The sequence below is a fragment of the Enterobacter sp. S-33 genome (assembly GCF_028735835.1).
GTDB classification, from domain to species: Bacteria; Pseudomonadota; Gammaproteobacteria; order Enterobacterales; family Enterobacteriaceae; genus Enterobacter; species Enterobacter vonholyi.
The window spans coordinates 1,390,717-1,405,002 of record NZ_CP117838.1; the positions used below are offsets into that span (position 1 = coordinate 1,390,717).

General features: G+C 53.4%; 14 protein-coding genes. 2 read left to right on the top strand and 12 right to left on the bottom strand.

Annotated features, from left to right (window positions below):
• Window positions 1-8: 8 nt before the first annotated feature.
• The 3 genes from PUP35_RS06535 to PUP35_RS06545 form a co-directional block, all read right to left on the bottom strand.
• Window positions 9-2,552: a fimbria/pilus outer membrane usher protein gene (locus PUP35_RS06535; protein WP_407719093.1), complete on the bottom strand. Its 2,544-nt coding sequence runs from the start codon at window positions 2,550-2,552 to the stop codon at window positions 9-11.
• Between the two features lie 24 nt (window positions 2,553-2,576).
• Entirely contained in the window at window positions 2,577-3,251 is a 675-nt protein-coding gene (locus tag PUP35_RS06540; protein WP_115874553.1) for a fimbrial biogenesis chaperone, read from the bottom strand.
• Window positions 3,252-3,319: 68 nt separating this feature from the next.
• Window positions 3,320-3,856 carry a fimbrial protein gene (locus PUP35_RS06545; protein WP_115874554.1) on the bottom strand — a complete coding sequence of 179 codons (537 nt, stop codon included), beginning with the start codon at window positions 3,854-3,856 and terminating at the stop codon, window positions 3,320-3,322.
• Between the two features lie 266 nt (window positions 3,857-4,122).
• Here PUP35_RS06545 and ybiB point away from each other — a divergent pair, with 266 nt between their 5' ends.
• Window positions 4,123-5,085, top strand: a complete 963-nt coding sequence (gene ybiB / locus PUP35_RS06550; RefSeq protein ID WP_111963835.1) for a DNA-binding protein YbiB — start codon at window positions 4,123-4,125, stop codon at window positions 5,083-5,085.
• A 116-nt stretch (window positions 5,086-5,201) separates the two neighbouring features.
• Here ybiB and ybiJ read toward each other — a convergent pair whose 3' ends face one another.
• The 3 genes from ybiJ to mcbA all read right to left on the bottom strand — a co-directional run bounded on the left by ybiJ (window position 5,202) and on the right by mcbA (window position 6,403).
• Complete coding sequence (ybiJ, locus tag PUP35_RS06555; RefSeq protein WP_023310874.1) at window positions 5,202-5,462, bottom strand: DUF1471 family protein YbiJ; 261 nt, start codon at window positions 5,460-5,462, stop codon at window positions 5,202-5,204.
• A gap of 285 nt (window positions 5,463-5,747) precedes the next feature.
• Window positions 5,748-6,014: a DksA/TraR family C4-type zinc finger protein gene (locus PUP35_RS06560; RefSeq protein WP_115874557.1), complete on the bottom strand. Its 267-nt coding sequence runs from the start codon at window positions 6,012-6,014 to the stop codon at window positions 5,748-5,750.
• A 122-nt stretch (window positions 6,015-6,136) separates the two neighbouring features.
• The gene (gene mcbA, locus PUP35_RS06565) at window positions 6,137-6,403 is read right to left on the bottom strand and encodes a DUF1471 family periplasmic protein McbA (protein WP_274242367.1); all 267 of its coding nucleotides are present in this window, start codon (window positions 6,401-6,403) and stop codon (window positions 6,137-6,139) included.
• A 243-nt stretch (window positions 6,404-6,646) separates the two neighbouring features.
• Between mcbA and rlmF the strand changes: the two genes are divergently transcribed.
• Window positions 6,647-7,558 (top strand): 23S rRNA (adenine(1618)-N(6))-methyltransferase RlmF, encoded by a 912-nt coding sequence (gene rlmF / locus PUP35_RS06570; protein ID WP_164850618.1) that lies wholly within the window; start codon window positions 6,647-6,649, stop codon window positions 7,556-7,558.
• A 48-nt stretch (window positions 7,559-7,606) separates the two neighbouring features.
• Here the strand turns inward: rlmF and ybiO are convergent, their stop codons facing one another.
• The 6 genes from ybiO to rhtA form a co-directional block, all read right to left on the bottom strand.
• Window positions 7,607-9,820 carry a mechanosensitive channel protein gene (gene ybiO / locus PUP35_RS06575; RefSeq protein WP_115874559.1) on the bottom strand — a complete coding sequence of 738 codons (2,214 nt, stop codon included), beginning with the start codon at window positions 9,818-9,820 and terminating at the stop codon, window positions 7,607-7,609.
• A gap of 125 nt (window positions 9,821-9,945) precedes the next feature.
• Window positions 9,946-10,668 (bottom strand): glutamine ABC transporter ATP-binding protein GlnQ, encoded by a 723-nt coding sequence (glnQ, locus tag PUP35_RS06580; RefSeq protein ID WP_028012446.1) that lies wholly within the window; start codon window positions 10,666-10,668, stop codon window positions 9,946-9,948.
• On the bottom strand, window positions 10,665-11,324 hold the full coding sequence (gene glnP, locus PUP35_RS06585; RefSeq protein WP_014169254.1) for a glutamine ABC transporter permease GlnP: 660 nt from the start codon (window positions 11,322-11,324) through the stop codon (window positions 10,665-10,667). Before glnP ends, glnQ begins: the two co-directional genes overlap by 4 nt.
• An 84-nt stretch (window positions 11,325-11,408) precedes the next feature.
• Window positions 11,409-12,152 (bottom strand): glutamine ABC transporter substrate-binding protein GlnH, encoded by a 744-nt coding sequence (gene glnH / locus PUP35_RS06590; RefSeq protein WP_013097464.1) that lies wholly within the window; start codon window positions 12,150-12,152, stop codon window positions 11,409-11,411.
• Between the two features lie 362 nt (window positions 12,153-12,514).
• Window positions 12,515-13,018, bottom strand: a complete 504-nt coding sequence (dps, locus tag PUP35_RS06595; RefSeq protein ID WP_063408106.1) for a DNA starvation/stationary phase protection protein Dps — start codon at window positions 13,016-13,018, stop codon at window positions 12,515-12,517.
• 299 nt (window positions 13,019-13,317) lie between these two features.
• Window positions 13,318-14,205, bottom strand: coding sequence for a threonine/homoserine exporter RhtA (rhtA, locus tag PUP35_RS06600; RefSeq protein ID WP_023334998.1), 888 nt, complete (start codon window positions 14,203-14,205; stop codon window positions 13,318-13,320).
• Window positions 14,206-14,286: the final 81 nt, after the last annotated feature.

Below are 14,286 nucleotides of genomic sequence, written 5' to 3' on the forward strand. Positions count from 1 at the left end.
GGTGTTAATCAGTGACACTGCGCCGCAGCGTTAATAATGTTGGTGTTATCTTTCTCTTGCATCAGGGCGTAATCGGCGACGCAATGCTCGCTCCCCTCCTTGCCCCAGGAAACGAAAAGGCGTCCGTGCTGCGGCAGTCCGGTGAGATACACCACGCCGTCGTTACCGACGATAAATTCACTGCTCTTATCTTCCGTGGTAACCGTTGCGCCGAAGGGTAGCGGTTTGTCTTTCCAGGCCAGCGTCATTAAGACGCGGTTGCCCACGCGTGTATCGAAGCTGGCACGAACTATCGCGCCGCGTGTTGGTGTAACCGTCTGCGAGGCGTGCGTCACGTCGGCATCTTCTGGCAGTGTCTCCGTGTCCAGCGAAATTGGGGTGTGACGCCACGGAGTGACAAACGGCACCAGCGTATAGCCGCGATAGTCCGTTTCCACGCCCGTCTGGTTGGCAACGTGTGTGCCATGCGTGCCCGGCGCTTTAATCAGCACCACGGTTTCTCCCAGGGTCTGACCGAAGGTGATGCCGTCAGAGTGGGCGACAATGCCGCCCTGGATCCCGGCGTTCACGGTGTGCTGATGGCTGTCCTGGCTTACGCCGCCGTGCACTTCACCGTAGGTGCCTTTGTAATCCGCATTCATACTGGTGGCGGTGTTGTTATTGGCGCTGTCCAGCCCCTGCTGCACGTTCCAGCTCAGCTTGTCTCCCTCCAGCGCGGTACCATTCAGCCCCAGGTTGTGGGTGGTGCCGTCTTTACTGTTGTTCAGGCTGTAGTTTGCCCAGGTGTTAGGCAGCCAGCGGTCGAGTGGAACCGACACGTTGAGGCCGATTTGTCGGTCATAGCTGATGGATTTACCGTCCTCGTCCGTGTCGTTGCTGTTTTTATTGACGCTGTAGCTCAGGCTATAGCTCACGCCGTGCCAGCTGTTGTTGTAGTTAACGCTCAGGGAGGTCATATCCTGACTCTGGCTCCAGTAACGCTCTTTCACCAGGCTTAGCGTCACCGAACCCCACTTGTCGCCCAGGGTCTGGTCGATGGTGGCCTCCGCCCGCGAGCGGCGCTGCTGTGGAGCGGACCAGTCGTTTGTACTGGTCCAGGACTCCATGGTGTCCTGCAGGGTATAAAAGCCTTTGCTGTTGTAGCGATAACCCGCCAGCGAAAAGTTAGTGCCGGTCGCGGTAAAATTTTTGCTGTAGCGTAGGCGAAGGGATTGCCCTTTGCTGGTTTTGCGCTTTTTCAGTAACGCTTTGGCGCGGGTAACGTCTACGGAGAACGCTCCGAGATCGCCAAAGTTTTTCCCTGCGCCGAGCGCGGCGGAGTGGTAATGCGAACTCTGTTGCGTACCGCCGTAAACGGTGACGCCGTGTGACAGGCCATAGATGGCGCTTCCCTGGGCGAAAGGGGTCTTTTCAACCTCTTTATCGTATGAACGGTAGCGCCCCGCAGCGACGCTGTACTTCAGGTGTTTTTCCCGCTGCAGCACCGGCACGGAGGCAAACGGCACCACGAAATGACTCTCGCTGCCGTCGGTCTCTTTTACCGTGACGTTCAGATCGCCGCTGCTGCCGGTAGGGTAGAGATCGTTAATCTCAAACGCGCCTGGGGCGACGGTGTTTTGGTAGATAACGTAGCCATTCTGGCGAACCACCACCTGGGCGTTACTGTGCGCCGTACCGCGTACCACCGGGGCATACCCGCGCTCGCTGTCCGGCAGCATGTCGCTTTCGGTAGCCAGCTGTGCGCCAGTGTAAGAGACACTGTCGAAAACGTCGGCCTGGGTGCTGCTCTGTCCCACGGTCAGCTCGCTCTTCAGCCCCACGATATCGCGCTGGGCATAGGTATAGACCGTGTTCAGCTTGCCGTCGTCCTGACCGCCATCCGAATTGCGGTTCCAGGTGCTGTAATTACGCACGCGCCAGGCACCAATGTTAAAACCGGGGCGCAGGTTAATAAACTGGCTGCTGTTGTCCGCTTCCCCTTGCTGGCGAGCGCGGCTTTGGCTGGCGTTAATGCTATAGTTCAGGATGCCCGCGGTGATCCCTTCGTCATACTCTTTCGGATCGATATAGCCGCGAGGCACCTGGCCCAGAGCCGACTGGGGAATACTCAGCAGTAGTTGCTGGTTTTTGATGCGGAAAGTTGCCGAGGCCGAAGGAATGGCGCTGAGGTCCGCGCATTCCCCTTTTGCCGCCAGCTTTGGATAATCTTTGGTTTTGATGCCCAGACGCGTTAATTCATCCAGACTCAGGCAAGGCTGCAGGGAATCTTCTCCCTGAGCATCTTTTTGTAATGTAAAAAGGACGTCACGGGTGTCGATTTTATTGTTATTGACGAACACCGTGACCTGATATTTACCAGGCGCCTGACCGGGACCTTTTTCATAAACAGAGAGATCGGTCTTTGCCTGCTCTGGATTATCAATATCCAGCAGGGCAGGGTTAAAATAATCATCAGCGTGGGCCTGCAGCGCGCAGCATGTCACCGCTATTCCACAAAAAGTGGGCAGCATTTCACGCAGTCGACGTAATAGCGGCTTATTTGTGCTGTACATGATTATTCAGGCGTCAACAGAGTATTAACGAACGGATGCAGACCAGGTTTTACTGATGCTTCCGTAATCGGTAATGACCGACCAGCTTACGGTGTTACCGCGCATATTTGCCGGAAGAGCAAAGCGGGTAGAGGTATTTGGCACAGCCCAGGTCGCTTTTGCCACTTTTTGGCCGTTCAGCGTAACGCTCTGGAAATTCATATAGAAAGGCGTGGGGTTGTTTACCACCAGATCATTGCCTTCGCGGTGCCATTCCAGTTTGTCAGCAACTGCTTCGGGTTTACCTTTAATCGATGCAGGGCGATACAGCAATTTAATACGGGTATTAATGGCTATTTGTAATGTATTAATGCCCTCTTCATGGCTTGAAGAAGGAATGGCTTTAATATTTAACCAGTACAACGACTCGCGGTCTTCTGGCATATTTCCGCCGGTGCGGACCACACGCAACACGTTATCTTCTTTAGCGTTCAGACGGAACAGCGGTGGAGTAATCAGAAATGGCGCTTTACCGCCTTTTTTCAAACCGGTATCCACCCAGGACTGTACCAGATAGTTAATCTCATCCGGATTGGAAATCCCAATCGAAGACTCTTTTTTCTCTCCCTGATAAACCAGTCGGGTGCCATTAATAATCACACCTGCATGGGCTGTTACTGCGGTCAGTAAAAGTGCGCTTAATAAATAACTGTGTCGCATAAATCTGTCTCAATGAAAGAGGAAATATTAGCCTTCGCGTGAAGACGAATATCTCCTCATTGAACGTATCAGTTATAAATCACTGTAAAAGTAGAGGCTGAGTTAGCCTGGCCGGCAGTGATCGATGCCTGAGTCTGAATATAACGCGCGCCAAACTCCAGATTATTTACCGTCGTTCCAGCAGCTAAAGGGTACTGCTTGGAAGGCGTATATAAACTGACAGGCTGTTCGGAAGAATCAACCAGCTGAATCGCCACGCCAGCTGCAGTCGTCGCACCCGGGGTCAAGGACAGCGTGGTGTTATTGTCCGCATCTGGCGTACCACCGAAATTAATGGCTGCAGACGTGACCGTTTCCGGGCAGTCTTTTAACTGAATATCAAATTTCGTTAAGGTGCTGGTAGAGCCTACACCTGTAAATGTTGTTTTGGATACTTTGCCCAGAGCAACATTCAGCGGACTGCTTAAGCCGTTAACGACCTGACAGGCGGAATCGATAATTTCACCTGTGAAGTTAATTTGCCCTTCACCGGTGGATGCTGCGAACGAAGATGCAGAGCATCCCAGAGCGGCAGCAATGAATAAACCTAAAGTGACTTTTTTCATATTTAAACCTGTATGTTTCTCCTTTCGACATCTGCATCCCGCATTATTCGAAGTTATGTCTCAACTACTCACCGCTGGTTATTTAATCAGAAAACTCGGGTCGGGAAAGGTCCTGCGCGGCTTCCAAATAATTCAATTAATTCTTGCAAAATAATTTTTCTCAATAAAACAATTAATTATAAAAATCAGCAGGGCGGCCAAAAAAACTAACGGCAGAGTCATTATCAGGGCTATATTGTTGATAACCTGCTGTAAGGAGAAATGTCGTGGATTATCGTAAAATTATCAAAGAGGTAGGGCGTGGGAAGCATCATGCCCGCGACCTGGACCATGAAACTGCTCGCGCGCTTTACACCCGTATGCTTAACGGCGAGGTTCCGGAGCTTGAGTTGGGCGGTATCCTTATTGCGCTGCGTATTAAAGGCGAAGGTGAAGCGGAGATGCATGGCTTCTATGAAGCCATGCAGGCACAAACGCTGCGCTTAACGCCGCCGGTGGCAAAACCTATGCCGATCGTGATCCCGAGCTACAACGGTGCGCGCAAGCAGGCAAATTTAACTCCGCTGCTCGCTATCTTATTACACAAGCTGGGATTCCCGGTGGTGGTGCACGGCGTAAGCGAAGATCCCACCCGCGTGCTGACGGAGACCATTTTCGGGATGTTGGGGATTGAACCAACGCGTCATGCCGGTCAGGCGCAGGCTAAGCTGGATGGCCACCAGCCTGTTTATATCCCAGTCGGCACGCTCTGCCCGCCGCTGGAGAAGCAGCTTGATATGCGCTGGCGCATGGGCGTGCGCAACAGCGCGCATACTCTGGCGAAACTGGCCACGCCGTTTGGCGAAGATGCCGCCCTGCGTCTCTCCAGCGTCTCGCACCCGGAATACGTGGCACGCGTGGGGCAATTCTTTGAGGCAATTGGCGCAAGGGCGCTGTTGATGCACGGCACGGAAGGCGAGGTTTATGCGAACCCGCAGCGCTGCCCGCAGGTCATGCTGATTGATTCTTCAGGTACGCGCGCCATTCTTGAGCGTGGGGAAGAGAATACCGGTGTGATATTGCCTGAGGCAAAAGATCCCCATACTACAGCCCACTGGATTGAGCAGTGCCTTGCCGGAAATGTTCCTGTTCCGCATTCGATTAAGCTGCAAATGGCCTGCTGTTTGCTGGCAACCGGCGAAGTGGAATCTGTCCAGGCCGGGCTTGAACGTGTAGCGCAGGCGTTTTAGACAAAAAAAAGCCCGTCCAGTGGCGGACGGGCAAGCAAGGGTAACAACAACAGGGTCAATGAGGGTGGAGCAGCTCACCAGAGGGTATGGCGAGGGGACAGCATTCATTCAGTCGATTACTTGTAGATAACCGCGGTACCGCTCAGCTTGTTATTACCGTTAGCGGAAGTAATGGTGTATCCACTTGCACCAGCAGCAGCGGCTTTTTCAGCCAGTTTGGCTTCCAGGCCGTCCAGCGTGGTGGCGCCATCAGCACTGACCACACCGACTTTATTCATGTTCTGTGCCTGAGTAGAAGAGACAGGCTCGACAGCGAAAGCGCCGAAAGACAGAGCGGACAGGGCAACAGCAGCTACAGCATATTTGATGGTTTTCATAATTAATCTCTCGCAGGTGTTTCTGTTAAGGGGACGATGTTCCGTCGATGTGATAAGTATCACGGTTTTTCTCGAGAGATAAAATCGAAGAGAATTGACGTGGTTGCTCAAAAAAATTGAATGACAAATAACTTATTGAATATTAATAAAATCAAATCACCGCTTTACACTTCTTGCGGATACGCTTTACAGAAGTGAAATGAAGGGCACATTTTGCTACGCGGTTCGCTAAAAATCGTGAGCGTAAAGCTAGGGGAGTGCGCGGTTAGCTTAGGTAAAGGAAAGTCAACGTAGCTGGCTGTCTTTCGAACCTCTGCGATTATATCCCGAGTGCGATGAGTTTTTCGAATCTTTATGCTGCTGACAGGTGATGCAAAGCCTTACGCCGGGAATGGCTTTTCGGCGCGCTTCCGGAATGGGGTCTCCGCATTCTTCACATTCAGTTAGGCTTTCGCCGCGCGGAATTTCACCGCGGGCACGCGCAACCGCATCTTCAATAGTACTGTTGATCTGTTCGTTAACAGCGTCGTCATTTGCCCAGCCGGAAGCCATAGCGCCCTCCTGAAATCGGTTTAAGGTATACGTTCACTATGGGGTTAAAAAATGAACAATCAAGGCGAAGGGAGAAGAGAACTGCACCCGTTGGGCAGATGCAGTCTTATGGAAGAGAAAGATTATTTATAGATGGTCGCAGTGCCGTACATATGGTTGTCTCCGCCAGCGGAGTTCACCACGAATCCTTTTGCACCCTCCTGGCGGGCTTTTTCAGCAAGTTTAGCCTGTAGATCGTCAAGGTTACTGGCGCGGCTAACCGAAACGGTGCCCGCAGGACGAAGCTGGCTGGTGTCGGTACTCTGGGTCAGCGGCTGAACGGCCATGGCAGAAAATGACGCGGTCGTCAGGGCGGCTGCGATAACAGCAAGGGTCAGGTACTTTTTCATAATCACATCCTCATGAGGAAACAACAGGTGATTCCCCTTAAGTTTAGAAGCCTGACGAGTGTGACTTAGCGCAAATATTTGATGATGATCTGCTTATTTTTTGAACGATATAAGTTGACAATTCGCTGACGGATCATAGACATAAAGGTGCTTGATTTATGGCGAGTTTCTAAGCGCCGCAGAGAAAGATTTACCGTTGAGCCAGCACAGGGTATCTTACGCCGCTGTTTAAAGGAGAATGCCATGACTGCCCAAAAGCCGGGATTACACCCGCGAAATCGCCACCGCAGCCGCTACGACATGAACGCGTTATGCCTGAGCTGCCCGCCGCTGCAGGACTACCTTGTTCAGACCCCAGCGGGTGAGCCCTCGGTCAACTTTGCTGATCCGCAGGCGGTGAAAATGCTGAACAAAGCCCTGCTGGCGCATTTTTACGGTGTGGCTCAATGGGATATTCCGGAAGGCTTTCTCTGTCCACCCGTACCGGGCCGGGCTGATTACATTCACCACCTTGCCGACCTTCTTGCCGAAGGTAATGAGGGTGTTGTTCCACAGCAGGCCACCATTCTGGATATAGGCACCGGGGCAAACCTGATTTACCCGCTGATTGGCGCGCATGAATACCAGTGGCGCTTTACCGGAAGTGAAATCGGTGACGAGGCCTTTGCCAGCGCCCAGGCGATTATCAACGCTAACCCGGGATTAAGCCGCGCCATTCGCCTGCGTCGACAGAAAGATACGGCTTCGATCTTCAACGGCATTATTCACAAAAACGAAAGCTATGACGCCACGATGTGCAATCCACCTTTCCATGATTCGGCGGCATCGGCCCGTGCGGGCAGCGAGCGCAAGCGCCGCAACCTGGGTCAGGCTGAGGATGCCGCGCTGAATTTCGGTGGTCAGCAGCAGGAGCTCTGGTGTGAAGGGGGCGAAGTGGCGTTCATCCTGCGCATGATTGCGGAAAGCAAACAGTTTGGGCGTCAGGTGAAGTGGTTCACGACGCTGGTATCCCGCGGAGATAACCTGCCGCCACTTTACCGCGCCCTGACCGAGGCGGGCGCCGTAAAAGTGGTGAAAAAAGAGATGGCGCAGGGTCAGAAGCAAAGCCGCTTTATCGCCTGGTCGTTTATGGACAATAACAAACGTCGCAAATAGCACTCCGTCGTAGGCCGGGTAAGGCGAAGCCGCCACCCGGCAACCAGGCTACAGCGTCGGCTCCTGCGGAGGGAGCGGCGATGCGGGCGGCGGCAATACCTGATACGTCTGCACGGGCATCCGCACGTTCGCCAGATCGAAGTGTTTTTTCACCATGCTGTCGAGGGCAAAGCGCACCGTCCACTGCTTCAGCGGCTGGGTGGTGAACGACACGCGCAGGGTAAACGCCGTGTTCGTCAGCCCGACAATGCCGGCAAATGACGGCTCGCCAATCACTAGTCCGCGAATATCCTCCATCTGCATCAGCTCTTCTACCGCATCGCGCAGCGCCTGCTTCGCTTTATCGGCATCCTCATGACGATCCACATCGTAGTTCGCCACCACGGAACCAATGCCGCGCACAAAGTTGGCGAAGGTGGTTATCGAGGACCAGGGAATGATGTGGTACGCCCCGGTGTCCTGGCGCACGCCAACTGAACGGATGGACATCCTCTCAACGGTGCCGGTTAACGGCCCGATGGTTACCAGATCGCCCGTGTTCATCCCGTTCTCAAACTGGATAAAGATGCCGGTAATAATATCCTTCACCAGCGTTTGCGACCCGAAGGAGATCGCCAGGCCCAGGGCACCGGCACCGGCCAGCAGCGGGGCGATATTCACCCCGATTTCCGACAGCACAATCATGATGGTGATGGTACTGATAATGACCGCCAGCGCGTTACGGAACAACGTTAACAGCGTTCTTGCCCGAGCGCTGGGCAGGGGACGGCCGTGAATATCCGACACCAGACGGTTCTCGATAAGGCTCGCCAGCAGCGTCCAGCCGACGGCAGAGAAGAACAAAATCAGCGCGATGCGAATCAGGATGTCGACCGTTTTCTCACCCGCACCGTTGTGCAGCCAGTTCCAGAAATCAAACAGGCTCCAGGCATTCAGGAGCAGCATGATCGCCACGCAGACGGTGAGGATGCGCGCCACCTTGAGCGATACCGACATCCAGCCGTTTACCCGTTTTTGCAGTTCCGGGTAATTACGCTGTACCTGCGGCGACAGGGTGATGGTTTTCGAAATCCAGCGCGACAGCAGCCCCGATACAAACGCCGCGATCCCGATAATGGCCAGGCTTTTGAACGTCGCCCCCATCATAAATTTCAGGCTATTGCCTGGGTCGAACAGCGAGAAGAAGCACAATACGATGAAGTAGGCGCTTGCCAGCCAGTGCCACACCAGGGCGAAAGCGCGGATAAAGAGGCTAAAGAACGAAAGGGAGCGATCGGCCAGATTCAGCAGGCTTTGGGTAATGGTTTTTTTATTGTGGAAGATAAGATACAGCGACCAGACGGTAATGCAGATCATGATAATGACGTTTGCCAGCGCGCCAAACTGGACGTTTACCTGGTTGGAGATGATCGGCACGGCAACCAGCAGACCGTAGCCAATCAGCCCGCTGAGCACGCTCAGACGCAGCGCCCAGTACCTGGCGCTCGCATCGCGAATTGAGAAGGGACGTAGCTCCGGTACGTGCGGACAAAAGAGTAACCGCAGCAGCGCCTTGAAGAACTCGATCAGGGCAAAGGCATTCAGGAAAAGCGACTGCTGAAAGGCGATGGTTTTATTGCCTGCGTTCAGCCTGTCGGCGAGCATCTGGCCTAAAAACAGCGTCAAGGCCAGCAGCAGTAAATCGATGATAAACGCTGAGGCGATCATCAACGGCAGGTGCAGCCAGCTGCTTTTATGCTGATTCTTCCTTCGTCCCCATTGTCCCATTTTGCGGTACAGCGGCCACGCGCACAGGCGCACCAGCCAGTAAAAAAGAAATACCGCACCGGCCAGCATCAGGAACTGCGTGGCGGCGGCGGTAAACGTGTGTGGGTTAAACGGCTTATGCGGCGATCCAATCAGGTTGCGGTAGAGCTGAGCAAAGCGCGAGGAGAGGGCTTCCCCATAGTGGCGGCTTACGTCGGTGACATTTTCCAGCACCGTTTTTTGCTCCTCCACCTGGGGTGGGGTGATAGCAGGCACCGGCTCCTGCGGCGGCGTGGCGGCCACTTTCCTCAGCTGGCTGATGAGTTCCTGCCGGGAGGTGTCGTTCTCAAGGACGTCGGCAAGGGCGCTGTAGGCGGCTTTTTTCTGTTCGACATCCGGTTCCGGCGGGGGAGTATTTTGCTGGCTGGCGGTTGTTCCGGTGGTCACGCCGGGGATCGCGACGGCGAACGATGGCGCACTAAACAGGCTAATCAACAGCAACAGGATCCACGGCACGGCGTCCTCCGGTGAAAATGTCGAACAAAATGATAAGTATAGAAGTCGGGACGCGGAGGGGGATTTTTGGGAACAATCTGGCGTAAAAAAGCCGGGCATGCCCGGCTTACGTGTAAAGCGAGAGATCAGGATACGTGCTGCAGGAACTCCTGCAAACGCTGGCTCGGCGGGTTCGCAATCAATTCCTGCGGGTTACCGTCTTCCGCGATACGGCCTTTATCAATAAAGATCAGGCGGGACGCCACTTTCTCAGCGAAGCCGATTTCGTGGGTCACGATAACCATCGTCATCCCTTCTTCCGCCAGATCCTGCATGACTTTCAGCACCTCGTGGCGCAGCTCCGGGTCGAGTGCGGACGTAGGCTCATCAAACAGCATCATTTTCGGTTTGACCGCCAGGGCGCGGGCAATCGCCACGCGCTGCTGTTGACCACCGGACAGCTCGGAAGGGTAGTGGTGCGCGCGTTCAGCCAGGCCGACTTTCGCCAGCAGATCTTTTGCCAGCGCTTCCGCCGCCGCTTTGTTGGCACCGCGCACGCGCAGTGGGCCAAACATCACGTTCTCCAGCGCCGTCAGGTGCGGGAACAGGTAGAACTGCTGGAACACCATGCCCGCTTCCTGACGAATCAAGCGCTCGTCGACTTTCGGGTCGTTCACCTTCAGGCCATCGACGATCAGATCGCCGCTGGTGATCTCTTCCAGCTTGTTGATGCAGCGCAGCAGGGTGGATTTACCGGAGCCGGATGGCCCAATAATCACCACCACTTCACCCTGTTTAATGTTCAGATCGATATTGTGCAGCACCTGGGTTGGGCCAAAGTGCTTGGAAACGTTTTTAAATTCAATCACAGGATTTTCATCCTTCTTTCAAGACGACGCAGAACGAAGCTCAGAACCAGAGTAATGATCAGGTAGACAACGGCTACCGCACTCCAGATTTCCAGCGCGCGGAAGTTGCCAGCAATGATCTCCTGACCCTGACGGGTCAGCTCGGCCACGCCGATAACAATGAACAGCGACGTATCTTTAATGCTGATGATCCACTGGTTGCCGAGCGGTGGCAGCATGCGACGCAGCGCCAGCGGCAGAATAACGTGGCGGATCGTTTCGCGACGAGAAAGACCTAACGCCAGACCGGCTTCACTGAAACCTTTATGAATCGACAGCACCGCACCGCGGGTGATTTCCGCAATATAGGCACCTGAGTTGATCATAATGGTGACGACGGCTGCGCTGAACGGGTCGATGCGCAGGTCGGTGAATGCCATTGGCAGGGCGAAGTAGATGAACATGACCTGCACGACAATAGGTGTGCCGCGGATCACTTCGATGAAAACCAGTGCGATGTGGTTTGCGATCCAGCCGCCGTAGGTGCGAGCGAAACCGGCGACAAGACCGATAATCAACCCACCAACCAGACCCAGGACCGAAATCCACAGAGTCATTTTAGCGCCTTCAAGCAAGATAGGAATGGCAGGCCAGATGGCGCTCCAGTCAAACTGCATGATAATTTCCTGTTACTGTTACCGTGTTTCAAAAATAGCAGGGGCGAAAGGTCGCCCCCGAGTGAACGTCATTTTTACGTCTTATTATTTAGGCTCGGTACCGAACCATTTTTTGTAGATTTCGTTATAGGTGCCGTTCTCTTTCAGCGTTTTCAACGCGCCGTTAACTTTCGTGCGCAGGTCGTCGCTGCCTTTCGGGAACGCGATACCGTACTGCTGTGCTTCCAGAGACTCGCCAACGGCTTTGAACTTACCGTTACCAGCTGTTTTGATGAAATACAGGATGTTAGGCGTGTCGTGCAGAACAGCGTCAGCACGGTTGGTGCCGAGTTCCATGTACGCGTTGTCGATGTTCGGGAACTGGCGCAGGTCTTTGGTTTTGATATTTGCTTTCGCGTAATCAACAGAACCGGTGCCGCTCTTCACCGCAACCACTTTGCCGTCGAGATCTTTCACGCTTTTTACGTCGTTATTATCGGCTTTGACCATGACCAGCAGGCCGCTTTTGTAGTAGCCGTCAGAGAAGTCGATCGCTTTTTTACGTTCATCGGTAATGGTGATACCTGCCAGCGCCAGATCAACGTTCTTGGTTTGCAGTGCCGGGATAATGCCGCTGAAGTCCATAGGCTTCAGGGTGTAATCCAGTTTGAGTTCTTTTGCGATAGCGGCCCACAGATCCACATCAAAACCAACGTATTTATCACCCTGTTTGAATTCAAACGGAACGAACGCCGTGTCGGTCGCCACAACCAGTTTGTCGGCAGCCTGAGAGGACACTGCAAAAGCCAGGGTAAGTGCAGCCAGTGAAACTTTTAATACAGACTTCATAGCATTTCCTTTTATATCCACGGGGCGATCCCCTGCGAGAACAGCTGGCACAATGAAAAAATCGTGCCAACTTTACAAGCTATTGTTTTGCAAAGGGGATGATGTCATGCATTGCACAATTAATGGGGCAATGAGGTTTTATTGCACCAAAGTGGAGCACTGTTTTGGTGCGCTTCGTTTGGCTCAACTGACGGGGAGATATTTAGCGTAAATTCTGACGAAAAAACAATCTTCCGTTAACGGTTGTGTGAGGTGATTATTACAATTTTTTCACTTTTGCACTGTCTCAGGCAAAAAACGTGCACCATAGATGTGCAAAACCCTCACCGGAAGGCGAGGGTTTGATAGAAATTTCGTATGAATTATTCGATGTTAGATTCGATGAACCACAGGAATTGATCCAGGTCGCGGGACGCGGCGGTAAAGATATCTGCAGTATCTTCATCTTTGGCTTCGCCAATCGCTTTGCGCACATCGTTTGCCACAATCGCGTAGCGGTCCGCCAGCTCTTTCAGGTGATCCTGAACGGTATGGATATCGAGCGGATAACTCTTCAGAGGCGTTTTGCTGTTGATCACCTGTGTGGTTCCCAGCGCCACGCCGCCTAGCTGAACGGCACGCTCAGCCATCGTATCGAGGTGGGTAACCAGTGCTGTGCGGAAGCCATCCAGCATTTCATGAACGGCAATAAAGTTTGCACCGCGCATATTCCAGTGGGCCTGTTTGGTGATCAGCGAAAGATCGATGAACTGGATCACCTGGCGATTCAGCAACTCAATGGTCGCTTTTTTGTCGCTGTCCGGTACATCGTTACGGGTATAAAGCAGATTAGACGCTTTCGTTTTCACCAGTTTAGCGGTACTCATAATCTCATATCCTCTTGATGTTTATGTCCCAGGTAATTACGGAACTAAGTATAGCACCGGATTTTTTCTCTGCGGTTTGGCTGTGCCTATCGGTTTAATAGCGAGAAGTGGGTTGAGAATTTAATTTATTGAAATTAGTGACTAATTTTTAAATTTATACAGATCAATCTTAATTGCTGGATGGGGACACAAACGTAGAGGGATATTTCGAAAATAGCGTAAAGTGTGTAAGAAATTATAACGTCTGCCTTTCTGGCCTTTATTCTGCATGACGTGGAAGCCATGCAGAATATATGGCCTTAGCTGATATCCACCTTTTCAACTTTAGGTTCCGGGCGCATAGTGAGCGTAGAGCCCATTGAAGCCGCGATAATCGAGCAGAGCGCCAGCGTCTGGGTCAACGTGAGGGTTTCGCCGAGAAACACCATGCCGGAAATGGCGGCAAGGGCAGGCTCCATGCTCATCAGGGTGCCAAATATGCGTGTCGGCAGACGCGTAAGGGCAATCATCTCCAGAGAATAGGGGAGTGCGGTAGAGAGAATCGCGACTGCCAGCCCGATGGGCATGACGGACCATTGCCAGATAGATTCTGTTGCCTGCGCCATGCCGATGGGCACAAATACGATGGCCGCAATCAGAGAACCCAACGCCACCGTTGCCGGACCGTGCTCTTCGCCTGCACGCTGTCCCGTGAGAATATAGACAGCCCAGCAGGCGCCTGCACCCAGCGCCAGCGCGGCGCCCGTCAGATCAATCTCAGCGACACTCTGGCCCAGCGGCAGCAGGAACCATAAGCCCAGAACGGCTAGCACGACCCAGATAAAATCGACCGGACGTCGCGAGGAGAAAAGCGCCACCGCCAGCGGACCGGTAAACTCCAGCGCGACGGCGATCCCCAGCGGTATCGTCTGTATAGAGAGGTAGAACAGATAGTTCATCGCCCCCAGGGAGAGTCCATAAAACAGCAGGGGTAAACGCTGCTCCTTTTTGAAGCGCAGACGCCAGGGTTTGAAAATGACCACCAGTATCGCCGTGCCCAGCACGATACGCAGGGCTGTTACCCCGGGCGCACCGACCAGCGGAAAAAGTGATTTTGCAAGCGAAGCACCGCTTTGAATGGACAACATGGCAATGAGTATCACTGCGACCGGCAACCAGACCGACGATGTGCGGGATAACCCAGGCATCCTTTCTCCTGTCAGCTTATGTCAAATGAGGTAAAGGTTGCAGTGTAAAGGAAATATGCGGCAACGGTTGAGGCGCTGTTG